Raw genomic sequence first — 15,663 nt, 5'->3', positions numbered from 1 at the left:
GCGCGCGCTGGATCGCGGACCGGTCTTATTTCTCAAAGCCGAACAACTCGAAGGGACCAGTTGGATTAGCTACGCGACCGCGCATGGTCTCTCGAGTGCCTCGCTAGAACAACTTCTCGTGGAGGTCGGGGCAGCCGGAACACCTATTTTCTTTATCGATGCGATCGATCGTATCGATAAAGAACGGCAGCCTGTCATCCTCGACATATTCCGTACCATCATGGAGTCGCCGCTCCTCGATAACTGGCGCGTCGTCGCCTCCCTCCGCGACACCGGGATTGAGGTGCTTCGCAATTGGCTAGGCGACTTCCTTGATGCCATGAAGGTCGAGACTCTTGACGTGGGTCAGCTGAGCGACGAAGAAGCTACGGCGCTCGCAAAAGCCAAACCCCACCTGAGGCCACTTTTGTTTGGATCTGCCCAGGTGCAAGAGATCGTCCGACGACCATTTTTCGCAAAGGTACTGAATCAGAGTTACGTCGCCAACCCGAACACCCCGACATTTGCCCCCCAATCTGAAGTCGATCTGATTGAGAATTGGTGGCGACGGGGCGGCTACAACGACACAGGTCAAAGCGCAATTGAGCGCCAGCGTGCACTACTTGACCTAGCTCGTGTTCGTGCCCGGGAGCTCAACCAACCGATTCGGCTTAGCCAGCTTACCTCGGTGGCACAAATTAATGATCTAAGATCGGATGGCATACTCCAAAATGCTCGCCAGGGGATCTCTGTTCGCTTCGCTCATGACATCTTCTTCGAATGGGCCTTCTTCCATGTCTTGGGCGATCGCGGGCCTCAATGGATGGAAGAGATCTGCTGTGGTCTAATTTTTCCGGACACCTCAATGGGTGGATAATCCATCAACTGAGGAAATATAAATGTCAAAGCAACATAAGAATTACGACAGCAGCCTGAAGCTGGAAGTCGTGCGGATGATCAAAGAACAAGGCCTGAGTATTCAACATGTCAGCGCCAGTATGAACATAGGCACCACAGCAATTCGTCGTTGGGTAACGCAGTACGGCGCTGAGCAGAACGGCAAGCCGGGGATAGGATTACCGCTGACCTCCGAGCAGCAACGGATACGACAATTAGAAAACGATAATCGCCAACTTCGCCAGGATGTTGATATCTTAAAAAAAGCATCGGCCTTCTTTGCCCGGGAAATGAAATGAGCTATCAACTCATTCGTCAACTGCAAGAGAAGGCCTTCCCGGTAAAACACTGCTGCCGCGTCCTGAGCGTGAGTCGTTCTGGCTATTACGAGGCACAGCATCGTGCTGCTAAACCGGTTTTGTGTAAAACAAGCGTTCACCTGAAGGCTGCTTTTATGGCCAGCCATCAAAGCTATGGCAGTCGTCGGTTGGTCACCGCAATGAGGAATCAAGGCTTTGTGATCGGTCGCTACAAGATACGTAGCCTGATGCGCCGAGCCAGCTTAAAACCCGTTTGGAAACGTAAGTTTATCCACACAACAGACAGCAAACATAACTTGCCAGTAGCCGCTAATATCCTCAACCGGCAGTTCAATCCTGCTGCACCAGACTTGGCGTATGTCACTGATATTACCTACATCCGTACTGGTGCCGGGTGGCTGTATCTGGCCATCGTCCTGGATTTGTTCGCACGCAAAATAGTCGGTTGGGCGATGGCTCCGAGCATGCCAGCAGAACTGGTTTGTGCTGCTCTGAACATGGCGATTGCGCAACGACAACCAGCCTCCGGGCTAATTGTCCATTCCGATCGCGGCAGCCAATATGCCAGCCAGCTCTACCAGGGCCTTCTCGATGAACATGGCTTTGTTTGCAGTATGAGCCGCCGTGCAAACTGCTGGGACAATGCCGTTGCTGAACGCTTCTTCCTCAATCTCAAGATGGAACGCGTCTGGCAACGCCAATATGCCAACCACGCGGAGGCTAGCAAAGACATTACTGCTTACATTGTCGGGTTCTATAACACCGAGCGATTCAATTCAGTATTGGGAAATCTGTCGCCCGTCGCCTACGAGCGAAAAATGGCAGAAAAAAAACCTATTGTTGTGTCCGAAATTACTTGACCACCACAGTTTGCTCCTACATGTACGATGCAATGGTGGTCCCAGCCGACGCAGTCGCGACGCTTGATCTTTGTCTCAGGCGACTTCTTGAAGCCTCTACCTTCACGCGCGACGGCTACAGGAGTGGAGAACTCTCGGGCTTCGACCAGCCTGACCTTGTTCGCACGTTAATGTTTGTCTCAGTCAAACACGCAGACTTGGCCGCTCGCTACGTCAACGGGGATTGGGCAGAAATCGGACGTATCCTACCCCTGATCGATCGTTTCGTTCGATTCGGCGGATGGACGGCTTCCGTGATGGATCCTTTCTTGACGCTTTGTGAGCGAGCGTATGCCAACTATCCAGCCAACGCCTTCGCAGACCAAGTGATCGCAATTATCGGCGATGGATCAAATACTTTAAAAGGTTGGCATGGCACGTTCATTCCGGCACGCATTTCGGAGCTGGTGCATAACTTTGCACATCTTAACGCGCCTATGACGCTGGCTCTTGCTCAGAAGTTCCTGCGAATCCTCGATCTGTTGATTGACATGGGAGACCGGCGAAGTGCAGCGCTTCAGCTCGGTAAGGCGTTCCGAGAGATTCGATTGCCTTCCTAGCCCGACAGGATTGTTCGCGGTGATTTTATGGATCAGAATCCCTCTTCATTGCGATTCCCCTTTGGTGGCACTCGAAAGACAGCCGCAGATTGGCAGCGACCAGACAGCATTAGCATTTGAACGGTAGCTTTGTCCGAATTGAACACATAGCTGGTTCGACAGGTTTCAGAGTGAAGCAGTCATTTAAATCGCTGCTTTGGGGAGCTTATGAATGACAGTTCCTGGCCGATTGTGCGCGTTCACCAAAATCGCACAAAGCAGTCGGCAGTCATATGGCTCTCCGTAATAAAACGACCGTATGATTGAAGCCGGATTGAACTACTTGGCGCAAAACGGCCCATCATTTAGCTTACGAACTGCCAGATGACCGCTTTCGGTATTCATGCTGTATGTGTACAATCGGGCAACAACTACCGTTCAAGTTGTATGGAAAATCATTGGATAGATGCTCTTTTCGAAGACCCAAAAAAGGAGTAACTATGTTTGAGGCAATAGAGGCGCTGGACGCATATAACAAGAACATCAACATTCTCATTGGCTCAGGCGCGTCAGCGGATCTATTTCCTACATTGGCATTGGAAATAAAGGATGAAAAAGGTGATTGGGAGACGATTGAAAGTCTCGCCACCAAGTTCGAGAAACATCAGGAAAAGTATACTGCTCTTTTCATGCACTACTACCATTCGTGCATTTTTCCAGTACAGACTTTCTCCCCCGTTGGGATCAAGGATGCAAAGGGCTTGGTCAACCTTAAAAATTACGAAGTTTTTTTGAAGACCCTCCTTGGCTTGCTGGACCGAAGGAAGGACTTGAATCGGAAAATCAACATCTTCACGACGAATTATGATGGATGCTTAACTCACAGCGCCGACAGCATACTCTGCAAGGGCTCACATGATTTTGTTGTGAACGATGGCACTTCAGGTTTTCATACGAAGCATCTGCATGCTAAGAACTTCAATACCTTTCAATATCAGACGGGTATTTTTGAGCGCACCAATTACGGCATCCCCCAGCTAAACATCATCCACCTTCACGGATCTGTTTACTGGTCAAAGAGTGGCGAGAAGATCGAGATCAAGTACACCAACGATTTCCAAAATCTGCTCACTGCCCAAACCATAGAAAAGATCAAAAAATTCTCCACCTTTCTCGGCACAAAGGAAGGCACTACCAAAAAACTTCCCTGTTGTGTCATTCACCCGCCAGCAAATGGAGAATTTTTGGAGTCTGTACGACAAGATCCCTATTGTGAATCCCACCAAATGGAAGTTTCACGAAACCGTATTTGAAGAGCATTATTACCAGATGCTTAGGCACTTAAGCTACGAGCTTGAGAAGCCCAATTCAATTCTCATAACCTTTGGTTTCTCGTTTGCGGATGAGCACATCCTGAAGATTGTTCAACGCTCGCTTTCAAATCTACATCTTCAGACATTTATTTGTTGCTACAGCCAAGCCAGTGCCGAGGAAATGGAAAAAGAATTCAATCAGTGGAAAAACGTTAAGGTGATCGGCCCGCCCGGCGGCGTAAAGATGGACTTTACAAACTTCAATAAGTACGTCTTTTCCCTTAAGCCCGAAACCTATGTTCCACCTGAGTCCGATCTATGAGCATCGTCGTAGGTGAAGTTATCGCAGTCTCAGGAATTCGGATTTCTCTTCGCATCTTTGAAGATTCAAGCCACGAAACGATTTTTTATGATGGCGTTAAATATAGGGGCGTTTCGCTCGGAGAGCATGTGCTTATCCAACGCGGCTTCATTGATATCGTTTGCCTAGTTGAAGGCGAATACCTTGACGAAAGAAAGTTAGAGTCAGAAGCCGAAAAAACCACTTACGTCCGAAAGGTAGATTTGCGTCCAATCGGTTATGTCGTAGATGAAAAATTCTATGAGGGCGTGAAGTACATGCCCATGATAAGGGACAAGGCGTCACTTATAAGTGAGTCAATGGTTTGCAAAATCTACGGAACGGAGGGGGAAACTCATTTCTCTATTGGCTCCATGCTCAAGGAGAATGTCCCCATCAATTTGCCATGGACGAAGATTTTCAACGCCCATCTTGCAATCTTTGGCAACACCGGAAGCGGAAAGTCCAATACCCTTGCCAAGCTCTATACGACGCTTTTCAGCGAAAAGCTGGCAGCCCTGAAAGACAAGAGTCAGTTCGTCATCATTGACTTTAATGGCGAGTACACCGAAGGTCAGATTCTTCCCGCCAAGGACAAGCAGATTATTGTCCTTGATTCGAAAAAAGGTGGCGATAAGTTTCAGATTGAAAGTGCTCATTTCTGGGATGTAGAGACTCTGAGCTTACTTTTCCAGGCCACAACCAACACTCAGCAACCATTCTTACGACGTGTAATGACGGGCAAAGAAAAATTCAAAGGGGTGCCGTTGAAGCGCTACATTGAAAAAACCTTTGAGAAAGCCTTCAGCGCGAGCGAGCCAAAACCTGACGCTTTGGAATTGAGCCGCGAGATCGCACGAATAATTGGCTGTGGGCCATTGCAGGATCATCTGCAGGGGATCAACTACAATTCGAAGTTTAAGTATTTCCAAGCTTCCGAAGGTCACTTCTATAACTCGAACAACAAGGGCTTTAAAGAGTTCCTACAACCACTGCTTGAAACGCACGTGAATGTTGATGCGCTTGACCAGTTCAACGAATTCATCTTGAGATGCTATCTTCAGCTTTGCTCAGATGTCGTCCTAGGCTACGCCCAGTTCGAACATATTCAGCCAGTCTTATCGCGAGCCAAATCATCCATCGCAGCACTTCGCAATGTGCTGGAGATTGTAGATACCCCGCCAGCGCATCACCTGTTACATGTCATCTCGCTCAAAAAGTGCAAGAACGAGATCAAAAAAATATTGCCGCTGCTCATCGCCAAAAATTTCTACATTAACCATAAGGACTCTGAGAATCTGAGGAGCCCGCCAACTCGAACTTTGCATCTCATCATTGACGAGGCGCACAACATTCTTTCTGAGCAGTCTACGCGAGAGCATGAAATATGGAAGGACTACCGACTTGAGCTCTTTGAAGAGATCATCAAGGAGGGCCGCAAGTACGGCGTCTACCTCACGCTCTCAAGCCAGCGACCAGCCGACATTTCGCCGACCATCGTTTCACAGATTCACAATTTCTTTATCCATCGCCTAGTTAATGAGCGCGACCTTATGCTACTGGACAACACCATTAGTACCCTTGATTCATCTTCCAAAGCCTTGATACCTACCTTGGCTAAAGGATGCTGCGTAGTTACGGGAACAGCGTTTGACCTTCCTATGATTTTGAAGATCGACCCACTCCTCAAAGAGCATCGACCCGCTAGTGATGATGTCAACCTTGAGGAGTTATGGGCAATCCCACCAACTTAAATCGCTCAAATAGTGGCACCTACTTGGGGGATGGCATTCCAGTAAAGGGGTAAATTGACCATTTTTCTCTCGGTAGGCATAGCCGAATTCTGACCCAAAACATTAATCTAGCCAGCAATGCTGAACTTCGGCATTGGGGCGACTGCATTTTTTAAGAAGCAGAAACCGGCCGTTCCAAAACACTGGAAAAGTAGCCGTCGTCTAAACCAGCGAACGGCCGCAATGTAAGGTTAAGCGGCCTCCTAAAATTGTAAAGGGGGAACCCGAATATAGTATTCATCAATGACCGCCTCATTGGTAACCAATGTCTGCAACCGCTGCATTACAGACACTCAAAAATTTCACTTACTTTCTACTTTTGCGAACCGATTCTTTTACATGAGCAGTTGACATTAGCCGATATCTTGAGAATTAGGAACTTCATAGCTCAAGTGGAGGTTCTTTGAATTAATAGCGTTGAAATATACGCAACAGAAAGCTAACAAAAAGGTGTAAAAATCAATTCCGCAAGAGAGGTTAAGACCGCGCTTCAATGTGCCGGGCTGTTAAGCGATTGCATTATGGAGCCGAAGGAGGTCGCAGCGATTGGCCGGGCGGTGAAGGAATTCCTTCGGATGAATGGGATGGTGTCGTACTTTTGCGGAGCAAAGCATTAATTGCGTAGCACAAAAGAAAAAAGAGCTACAAGCCGAAGCGTGTAACTCTTTGATTTTGTTGCATGTTCTGGCTCCCCGACCTGGACTCGAACCAGGGACCTGCGGATTAACAGTCCGTCGCTCTACCAACTGAGCTATCAGGGAAAAGAAAGAAGCAGAATTATAGTTTGGAAATATTCAATTGTCAAATTTCCCCCAACTTTTCTTGCATTCTTATTTGACTGAAAACGCTTTAAAACTAACTTCGTCTTCGTCCAAAAGAGCCGCTATTCTAAAGGACTTTTGCGATTGCTGCTACAACATAATCAATATTTTTTGTATTTAATGCAGCAACACAAATCCGACCGGTATCGATGGTGTGGATTGAGAACTCGTCGCGTAGTCTTTCGACTTGCGCTTTGGTCAAGCCGGTGTAGGAGAACATGCCGCGTTGCTTGATGACGAAGTCGAAATCATGGGCGGGGGCTTGTTCTTTTAATTTTTTGGCCAGCAGTTGACGCATCTCGCGAATGCGTACGCGCATGCCTGCTAGTTCTTCTTCCCACAATGCGCGGAGCTCTGGCGAGGCTAATGCAGTTGCTACAACTTGACCGCCGTGTATCGGTGGGTTGGAGTAGTTGGTGCGGATGACGCGTTTGAGTTGTGACAGAATGCGGCTTGCTTCTTCGGTACTGGCGGCGACGATGCTTAGTGCGCCTACGCGTTCGCCGTAGAGCGAGAAAGATTTGGAGAACGAGTTGGATACGAATAGCGGTCCACCTGCTTGCGTGAAGCGGCGGACTACTTCGCCGTCGGCTTCAATGCCGTCGCCAAAGCCTTGGTAGGCCATGTCGAGGAAGGGTATCAGGCCGCGCTCTGTTACTACCTGGATGACTTCTGACCATTGGTCGTTAGTCAGGTCGGCACCGGTGGGGTTGTGGCAGCAGGCATGCAGCAGGACGATGGCACCGCTGTTCATGGTTTTTAAGGCGGCCAGCATTCCGGCAAAATTTACGCCGCGGGTTTCTGCGTCGTAGTACGGGTAATTGTTGACAGTGAAACCTGCCGACTCAAATAAGGCGCGGTGGTTTTCCCAGCTTGGATCGCTGATCCAGACTTGGGCGTCTTCTGCGGAGAAGCGCTTGAGGAAGTCTGCGCCCAGTTTCAATGCGCCGGTGCCGCCGATGGCTTGCACGGTGATGGCGCGCTTTTCTTTGATGACATCGCTGCCAGCGCCAAATACCAGTTCTTGTACGGCTTTGTCGTACGCGGCCAGACCGTCGATAGGGAGGTAGGTGCGTGGTGACAGCTTTTCAATGAGTTGCGCTTCTGCTGTGCGTACGCATTCCAGCAGGGGTACTTTGCCGTTGTCGTCGTAGTAGACGCCGACGCCGAGATTGGTTTTGTTGGGATTTTGGTCCGCGTTGAAACCGTCTGTTACGCCCAGGATTGGGTCGCGTGGCGCCATTTCGATGGCGTTGAAGAGGGAGGCTGAAAGAGGAGCGTTCATCGTGATAACATAAAAAGTTGGCCGCAAACAGGGTGTTTGCAGTCGGGTTGAATGCTGTGCCGGATCTCAAATGTATCGCGAGTCGGCGCTGATTGACTAACGCGTATTCTACCAAAGCTACCAAGGGTCGAGGTCTATGATTGACATTTTACAAGTTGCTAACAAAATCGATGATGCCAACATTGTCACTTTCCCTAATTCGCCGTATAAACTTTTTCAGCCATTTTTGCCTGCTGGCGACCAACCTGCGGCGATAGATAAGCTCTCAGAGGGGATCGAGGATGGTCTGTTTTACCAGACGTTGCTCGGCGTTACCGGTTCTGGCAAGACTTATACGATGGCTAACGTCATCGCGCGTATGGGGCGACCGGCCATCGTATTTGCGCCAAATAAGACGTTGGCGGCGCAGTTGTATAGCGAATTTCGCGAATTTTTTCCGCATAATGCGGTGGAATATTTCGTTAGTTATTACGATTATTACCAGCCGGAAGCTTACGTTCCGCAGCGTGATTTGTTCATTGAGAAAGACTCATCGATCAATGAACATATTGAGCAAATGCGTTTGTCCTGCACTAAATCGCTCATGGAGCGGCGCGATGTGGTGATTGTGGCGACGGTGTCGGCGATTTACGGTATTGGGAACCCGAGCGAGTATCACCAAATGATTTTGACCTTGCGCGTCAAGGATAAGGTCAGCCAGCGTGATCTGATTGCGCGCTTGATTCAGATGCAATACAACCGCAACGAGATCGATTTCGGACGCGCTACTTTCCGCGTGCGCGGCGACACTATTGATGTATTTCCGGCTGAGCATGCAGAGCTGGCGTTACGGATTGAAATGTTCGATGACGAAATTGACAGCCTGCAACTTTTCGATCCGCTGACAGGGCGCGTAAAACAAAAAATTCCACGCTTTACGATTTATCCCGGGTCGCATTATGTGACGCCACGTGGGACGGTGTTGCGTGCCATTGAAACGATTAAAGATGAGTTGCGTGAGCGATTGGATTTTTTCCGTAAGGAAAACAAGCTCATTGAAGAGCAGCGCATTGAGCAGCGCACGCGTTTCGATTTAGAGATGATGCAGGAGATCGGTTTTACCAAAGGGATCGAAAATTATTCGCGCCATTTGAGCGGGGCCAAAGCGGGCGAGCCGCCGCCGACGTTGGTGGATTATTTGCCGAAAGACGCGTTGATGTTTCTCGATGAATCGCATGTGTTGATCGGTCAGCTTAACGGCATGTATAACGGCGACCGCGCACGCAAAACTAATCTGGTGGATTACGGTTTCCGCTTGCCGTCGGCGCTGGATAATCGGCCCCTGCGGTTCGATGAGTTTGAGGGCAAGATGCGTCAGACAATTTTTGTGTCAGCTACGCCCGCCGATTATGAAAAACAGCATGCCGATCAAGTGGTGGAACAAGTGGTGCGGCCAACCGGTCTGGTCGATCCATTAATTGAAGTGCGTCCGGCGCTCAGTCAGGTAGATGATTTGATGACTGAAGCGAACGCTCGCATTAAGAAAAACGAGCGTGTTTTAGTGACGACGCTGACCAAGCGTATGGCGGAGCAATTAACAGATTTTTTGAGCGATAACGGGATCAAGGTACGTTATCTGCATAGCGATATCGAAACGGTTGAGCGCGTGGAAATCATTCGCGATCTGCGTCTGGGGACTTTTGATGTACTGGTGGGTATCAATTTGCTGCGAGAGGGTTTGGATATTCCTGAGGTGTCGTTAGTGGCGATTCTGGATGCCGATAAAGAAGGTTTTTTGCGCTCAGAGAGAAGCCTCATTCAGACCATCGGGCGTGCTGCGCGTAACTTGAACGGCAAGGCCATTTTGTACGCAGATCGGATGACGGATTCGATGCGTCGCGCCATTGATGAAACGGAACGCCGGCGCGCTAAGCAGATTGCCCATAATTTGGCGAATGGGATTACACCGATGGGAATCCGCAAGGAAATCAGAGACTTGATTGATGGCGTCTACAGCCAGCAAGGTGCGCGTGAGGAATTGCATGCGGCGCAGGATCGGGTGAAGTATGAATCGATGAGTGAGAAGCAGGTCAGTAAAGAAATCAAACGCTTGGAAAAACTGATGGGCGATCACGCGAAGAATCTGGAGTTCGAAAAAGCGGCGCAGGTGCGCGATCAAATGCATCAGTTGAAGCAGCAGTTATTTGGCGCGCCTGGCGTGGATAACGTTGTGCCGTTTTCTGGTTGAAGCGTTTGAATATCCGCGCATTTTTCTCTTGAAGAAATGCGGATTTTTTTTGTTATTTTAAAGATGTTATTTATGCCTGATTTTGCAATTCCTGTTGAAATCCATCGTGCGTTGGAGCTCGCTGACCCTTCCTGGCGTCCGATTCTGCTGGAAGGCTTGGGCGCAATGGTCGCAGCGCATCCGGCCTATTTATCGGAGTTGGTGTCGTCAGATTATTTGCCGACTGATGGGCGTTTGTTTGCGGCATTTGCGCAGCCTTTGAAGGCGGTGAAGTATGTCTTGATCGGCGAGGGGCCGTATCCGCGTGCGGCGAGTGCGACGGGGGTGTGTTTTATGGATGGGGCGGTTGGTTCGCTATGGTCTGACAGCGGGCTTTCAAAGTCGGTCAATCGCGCCACTTCGTTGCGTAATTTCATGAAAATGTTGTTGGTTGCGGACGGTCAGCTGGCGATTGAGAAAACGACGGGCGATGCAATGGGCGGGGTGGCGTTGCGTGCGCAGGAATCCGGTTCTACGGCGATTCAGACTCTGGGGGATTTGCAGAAAAATCTGACCGCTGAGGGATTTTTGCTGCTCAATGCGACGTTGGTGTTTCGCTCTGTGGTGGCGCCAGTGAAGGAAGCTAAGCCGTGGCTGCCGTTTTTACAAGTTGTTTTAGATGGCTTGATACGGCACGGCGCTGAGATGCTGCCTACGCTGGTGTTGTGGGGAAAGATTGCTGAGCAGGTAAATGCATTAGCGCTCACTACGCCATTCCCAAAGGCGGTTGCAGAGCATCCCTATAACCTGAGTTTTATTGGCAATGCCGGGATGCAGGCCTTATTTGGGCCTATGCATTTGTTGCGTAAGCAGGAAGCCTTTAATTAAATCAGACTCATTTGACGCAAATCGGTCTCGGCGTCATTCTCATCCGTATCGATCAGTTCATCCGCTTCTGGTGTAATTATTTTTGCCGGGCTTTTTTCGGGTGAAAAAAGATTGGATTGACGAAGATCTTCCTCTGGTTTCTTTGCTACCTTTTCGACAGGAACTTTGATAATCGGAAGTTCAATTTTAGGAATTGACTTCGCTTTGACGGGCTTGGTCTGCGGCGTATCTGGCGTTAGCCAATTTTTTAGCATGCTATCGAATAGTGCGAGCAATGGTTGCGGCTGATTCTGTGTACTTTGCGTATAGGCTTGCCGAATAACGAGGCCGTCCCACATCGCGCTCAGTAACAGCGCTACTTGCTCTGCATCAAGCCCCGGATTAATTTGCTGGCGTTGCTGTGCAGTACGCAGCATCTCGGCCAGGCCATCAACCCATTCGAATTCCGCTTTTTTGATAATCGCGCCGACTTTTTTGTTGCGCAAGCCTTCCGCGTAGATTTCAGTCATCAGCCCCGCATCACTGGTTGCCGCATAACGCAGCGCAAACGCTTGCGTAATGGCCGATAGCGCTTCGGGTAAATTATCGGCGTCGTGAAATTCGCTCAGCATCGCGCGCGCCTGGCGTCGCTCATCTTCGGCCAGCGCGGCGATAATCGCGTCCTTGCCTGTGAAGTAGCGATACACCGCGCCCGGTCCAAGACCGACTTCGGTGCAGATTTCCTGCATCGATGTTTGGTGAAAGCCAGTTTTGCGGAAGCACTTTCCTGCCGATTTCAAGATATCTGCGCGCTTCTTCTCGGCTCTATGGGTGGGGGATTGCGGGGTTTTAGATTTGCGGGTGGCCATGCGTGGTTCTGAAGTAATGTGTACCGGAAGGGGCGGTATTATAGTTTGATCAACGGCATGCTTGATGGCTTGTTTTTGAGAAATGCACATTTTTTTATTGCGGAGTTGGGATCAAGACCGCAGTAGGGCAGGCAAGTTCAATTGGAAAGTCGGAAGGGCGTCTAAAAATTGTCTTTTTGATAGTTGTTGGCAGCTTCTAAGTAATTGATTTAATAGAATATTGTCCGAAATTGGGTAATACCTGATGAATTCACTCAAGTTTGTTATACTAGACAAAATTATTCAGGTATTTCAATAAAGCAGTAATAAATAGTTGTTACGACCGGAGACCCTATGCGTCTGACTACGAAAGGCCGATTTGCGGTAACTGCGATGATTGATTTGGCTTTACGTCAAGGTCGAGGACCTGTCACATTGTCAGCCATCAGCGAGAGACAAGAAATTTCGTTATCCTACTTAGAACAATTATTTGGCAAATTGCGTCGCCATCAAATAGTTGAATCAGTACGTGGACCCGGTGGTGGTTATAACCTGGCGCGGCGCGCTGAAGATGTCACTGTCGCCGATATTATTATTGCCGTCGATGAGCCGCTTGATGCAACGCAGTGCGGTGGCAAGGAAAATTGCCATAGCGCAGAGGGCGGTGGTCGCTGTATGACCCACGATCTGTGGGCAACACTGAACGGAAAAATGGTCGAATATCTGGATTCGGTATCACTGAAAGATTTGGTGGACCAGCAAAATGCCCATCTACAACAAAAAAACCCTGAACAAAATGTGGTGGTAATGCATCGTTCCCACCTGATTGCTTGATTGGAGCTTGGAAAAAGTATGAACGCACCTCTGGAAAAAAGCCTGATAGATACTCTCAAGGCACCGCACTTCCCCATTTATATGGATTACTCGTCGACTACGCCAATTGATCCGCGTGTTGCCGACAAAATGATTCCGTATTTGCGTGAGCAATTCGGCAATCCTGCTTCGCGCAGCCATATGTATGGATGGACTGCTGAAAAAGCGGTTGAAGATGCACGTGAGCAAGTCGCCGCGCTAGTGCACGCCGATTCCCGCGAAATTATCTGGACGTCGGGCGCAACTGAAGGAAATAACCTTGCGCTGAAAGGCGCAGCGAATTTCTATAAAACCAAGGGCAAACACATCATCACGGTCAAGACCGAGCACAAAGCAGTGCTTGATACCGTACGTGAACTTGAGCGCCAGGGTTTTGAAGCAACGTATTTGCAGCCGCAAGATAACGGCCTGATCACGATTGAACAACTGGAAGCGGCAATTCGCCCGGATACGATTTTGATATCGGTGATGCTGGTCAATAATGAAATCGGCGTGATTCAGCCGATCCCTGAAATTGGCGAACTGTGCCGTGCAAAAGGCATTATTTTCCATTGCGACGCGGCACAGGCAACCGGCAAGCTAGAAATCGATCTGGAAAAATGGAAAGTCGATCTGATGACTTTCACAGCGCATAAAACCTACGGTCCTAAAGGCATAGGCGCGTTGTACGTGCGTCGCAAGCCGCGTGTGCGTCTTGAAGCGCAAATGCACGGTGGCGGTCATGAGCGCGGTCTGCGTTCTGGTACTTTGCCGACGCATCAGATCGTCGGCATGGGTGAGGCATTTCAGATTGCCAATGAAGAAATGGCGACTGAGCTGGTGCGTATCCGCGCTTTGCGGGACCGTTTAGCGACTGGTTTGCAGACCATGGAAGAGGTCTATATCAATGGCGATATGGAGCACCGTGTACCGCATAACCTGAACGTCAGTTTCAATTATGTTGAAGGCGAATCGCTGGTGATGGCAATTAAAGATATCGCGGTGTCGTCAGGCTCGGCTTGTACCTCAGCCAGTCTGGAACCATCGTACGTATTGCGCGCACTTGGCCGCAACGATGAGTTGGCGCATAGCTCGATTCGTTTCACTATCGGTCGCTTTACGACGGAAGAAGAAATCGATTTCACCATTGAGCTTATCAAGGGCAAAGTCGCAAAATTGCGCGAGTTGTCGCCGCTCTGGGATATGTATAAAGACGGGATCGATATCAGTACGATCCAGTGGGCTGCACACTAATAAGTAATAACTAATAGTTGTATTCTTTGCGGCGCAGCCGCAGAGCGTCAAACAAGGAGTAATAAAATGTCTTATTCAGAAAAAGTTCTCGATCATTATGAAAACCCGCGCAACGTTGGTACCTTTGATAAAGGTGACGACACCGTAGGTACAGGTATGGTCGGCGCGCCAGCTTGTGGCGATGTCATGAAGCTACAAATCAAAGTCGGTCCGGATGGTGTGATTCTGGATGCAAAGTTCAAAACCTACGGTTGCGGTTCGGCCATTGCCTCGTCATCGTTAGTGACGGAGTGGGTCAAGGGCAAGACGTTGGATCAGGCGATGTCGATCAAGAACACGCAAATTGCTGAAGAGCTGGCGCTGCCACCAGTCAAAATTCACTGCTCGATTCTGGCAGAAGATGCGATCAAGGCCGCAGTTGAAGACTACAAAGCGAAGCACGGGACGGTTGTGCATCAGCAAGCTGCTTAGTTTATAAGTTGTAAATAGTCAGACAATGTTATTCCCGCCAGTTGCAATTTGAGATTGCAACTGGCGGGAATGGCGAGAAAAAGTAACGGAAAAGAGACGACGAGATTATGGCAATTACTCTCACAGAAAAAGCTGCAAAGCACATTAATCGCTATATCGAAAAACGTGGCAAGGGTATCGGCTTGCGTTTTGGCGTGCGCACGACCGGCTGTTCGGGGCTTGCTTACAAACTCGAATATGTCGATGAAAAAACGACCGAGGATTCAGTTTTTGAATCGCACGGTATCCAGGTTTTTGTTGACCCGAAGAGTTTGCCTTACATCGACGGCACCGAGCTTGATTTTGCGCGTGAAGGCTTGAACGAGGGTTTTAAATTTTATAATCCAAACGTCAAAGATGAGTGCGGCTGCGGCGAGAGCTTCACGATTTAAACTGGCTTGCCTTCACAGCCAGTTCACTACGCATCCCTCATGGATTAACTAAGCCTGTTCCAGCAGAACAGGCTTTTGTTTTAAGTAATTTTGTTTTAAGTAAATATGCAAAACCACTTCGATCTGTTTCACCTTCCCCAGGATTTTTCGCTTGATTTGGCAGCGTTAGATCGGGCGTATCACGAGGTACAGAATCAGATTCACCCGGATCGTTTTGCCAATGCCACCGGCGCTGAAAAACGCGTCGCCATGCAATGGGCGACACGTGCCAACGAAGCCTACCAAACACTCAAAAATCCGTTCAAGCGTGCCGCCTATTTATGCGAGCTCAATGGCGTTGATTTGCAAGCCGAATCGAATACCTCCATGCCCGGAAGTTTTCTGATGCAGCAAATGGAGTGGCGCGAGGCCTTGGAAGATGCGCGTGACGCCAAAGATATTGAAGCGTTAGAAAGATTGGATGCGGCCCTGCGTTTAGCGCGCACCAAGGATTTGATATCGATTCGTGCTTGTCCGTGGTACTCGGCATAGAACTACTGAGTCGGAGA

At 49.2% G+C, this 15,663-nt stretch carries 13 protein-coding genes, 1 tRNA gene and 2 pseudogenes; 13 read left to right on the top strand and 3 right to left on the bottom strand.

Annotation, left to right across the window (positions count from 1 at the left end; all coding sequences use genetic code 11):
- The 6 genes and pseudogenes from ACVBEF_RS16930 to ACVBEF_RS16905 form a co-directional block, all read left to right on the top strand.
- Window positions 1-856 (top strand): annotated as a pseudogene (locus ACVBEF_RS16930) (ATP-binding protein); the annotation flags it as partial.
- Window positions 857-878: 22 nt separating this feature from the next.
- Window positions 879-2,056 (top strand): IS3 family transposase gene (locus ACVBEF_RS16925; RefSeq protein WP_447122149.1). Its coding sequence is split into 2 segments (ribosomal slippage): window positions 879-1,146 and window positions 1,146-2,056, totalling 1,179 coding nucleotides; the frame shifts between segments, so codons are not numbered across the junction.
- Window positions 2,053-2,655, top strand: coding sequence for a hypothetical protein (locus ACVBEF_RS16920; protein WP_447125100.1), 603 nt, complete (start codon window positions 2,053-2,055; stop codon window positions 2,653-2,655). Before ACVBEF_RS16925 ends, ACVBEF_RS16920 begins: the two co-directional genes overlap by 4 nt.
- 479 nt (window positions 2,656-3,134) lie before the next feature.
- Complete coding sequence (locus ACVBEF_RS16915; protein WP_447125099.1) at window positions 3,135-3,947, top strand: hypothetical protein; 813 nt, start codon at window positions 3,135-3,137, stop codon at window positions 3,945-3,947.
- Entirely contained in the window at window positions 3,907-4,269 is a 363-nt protein-coding gene (locus ACVBEF_RS16910; RefSeq protein ID WP_447125098.1) for a hypothetical protein, read from the top strand. Before ACVBEF_RS16915 ends, ACVBEF_RS16910 begins: the two co-directional genes overlap by 41 nt.
- A complete protein-coding gene (locus ACVBEF_RS16905; protein ID WP_447125097.1) occupies window positions 4,266-6,041 on the top strand; it encodes an ATP-binding protein in 1,776 nt (591 codons plus the stop codon). Before ACVBEF_RS16910 ends, ACVBEF_RS16905 begins: the two co-directional genes overlap by 4 nt.
- Before the next feature lie 724 nt (window positions 6,042-6,765).
- Here ACVBEF_RS16905 and ACVBEF_RS16900 read toward each other — a convergent pair.
- Window positions 6,766-6,841: transfer RNA gene (locus ACVBEF_RS16900), tRNA-Asn, on the bottom strand.
- 127 nt (window positions 6,842-6,968) lie between these two features.
- On the bottom strand, window positions 6,969-8,186 hold the full coding sequence (locus ACVBEF_RS16895) for an amino acid aminotransferase (RefSeq protein ID WP_447125096.1): 1,218 nt from the start codon (window positions 8,184-8,186) through the stop codon (window positions 6,969-6,971).
- 136 nt (window positions 8,187-8,322) lie between these two features.
- Here ACVBEF_RS16895 and uvrB point away from each other — a divergent pair, with 136 nt between their 5' ends.
- Together uvrB and ACVBEF_RS16885 are read left to right on the top strand one after the other, a co-directional pair.
- A complete protein-coding gene (gene uvrB / locus ACVBEF_RS16890) occupies window positions 8,323-10,413 on the top strand; it encodes an excinuclease ABC subunit UvrB (protein ID WP_447125095.1) in 2,091 nt (696 codons plus the stop codon).
- Window positions 10,414-10,485: 72 nt separating this feature from the next.
- Window positions 10,486-11,280, top strand: a complete 795-nt coding sequence (locus tag ACVBEF_RS16885) for a uracil-DNA glycosylase (RefSeq protein WP_447125094.1) — start codon at window positions 10,486-10,488, stop codon at window positions 11,278-11,280.
- Here ACVBEF_RS16885 and ACVBEF_RS16880 read toward each other — a convergent pair.
- Window positions 11,277-12,128 (bottom strand): TetR/AcrR family transcriptional regulator, encoded by an 852-nt coding sequence (locus ACVBEF_RS16880; RefSeq protein ID WP_447125093.1) that lies wholly within the window; start codon window positions 12,126-12,128, stop codon window positions 11,277-11,279. The genes ACVBEF_RS16885 and ACVBEF_RS16880 overlap by 4 nt on opposite strands.
- Window positions 12,129-12,461: 333 nt before the next feature.
- On the opposite strand from ACVBEF_RS16880, the gene iscR reads away from it, so the two are divergent.
- The 5 genes and pseudogenes from iscR to hscB form a co-directional block, all read left to right on the top strand.
- Window positions 12,462-12,941 (top strand): Fe-S cluster assembly transcriptional regulator IscR, encoded by a 480-nt coding sequence (gene iscR / locus ACVBEF_RS16875; RefSeq protein ID WP_447125092.1) that lies wholly within the window; start codon window positions 12,462-12,464, stop codon window positions 12,939-12,941.
- Window positions 12,942-12,959: 18 nt separating this feature from the next.
- Window positions 12,960-14,213: an IscS subfamily cysteine desulfurase gene (locus tag ACVBEF_RS16870; protein ID WP_447125091.1), complete on the top strand. Its 1,254-nt coding sequence runs from the start codon at window positions 12,960-12,962 to the stop codon at window positions 14,211-14,213.
- Window positions 14,214-14,279: 66 nt separating this feature from the next.
- A complete protein-coding gene (gene iscU, locus ACVBEF_RS16865) occupies window positions 14,280-14,684 on the top strand; it encodes a Fe-S cluster assembly scaffold IscU (protein WP_447125090.1) in 405 nt (134 codons plus the stop codon).
- A gap of 107 nt (window positions 14,685-14,791) precedes the next feature.
- Complete coding sequence (iscA, locus tag ACVBEF_RS16860; RefSeq protein WP_447125089.1) at window positions 14,792-15,115, top strand: iron-sulfur cluster assembly protein IscA; 324 nt, start codon at window positions 14,792-14,794, stop codon at window positions 15,113-15,115.
- 105 nt (window positions 15,116-15,220) lie between these two features.
- Window positions 15,221-15,619 (top strand): annotated as a pseudogene (gene hscB / locus ACVBEF_RS16855) (Fe-S protein assembly co-chaperone HscB); the annotation flags it as partial.
- Between the last annotated feature and the right edge of the window lie 44 nt (window positions 15,620-15,663).

The sequence above is a fragment of the Glaciimonas sp. GG7 genome (assembly GCF_052976905.1).
Note: the sequence above shows the minus strand (reverse complement) of the source record. Positions and strands in the feature narration are given on the sequence as shown.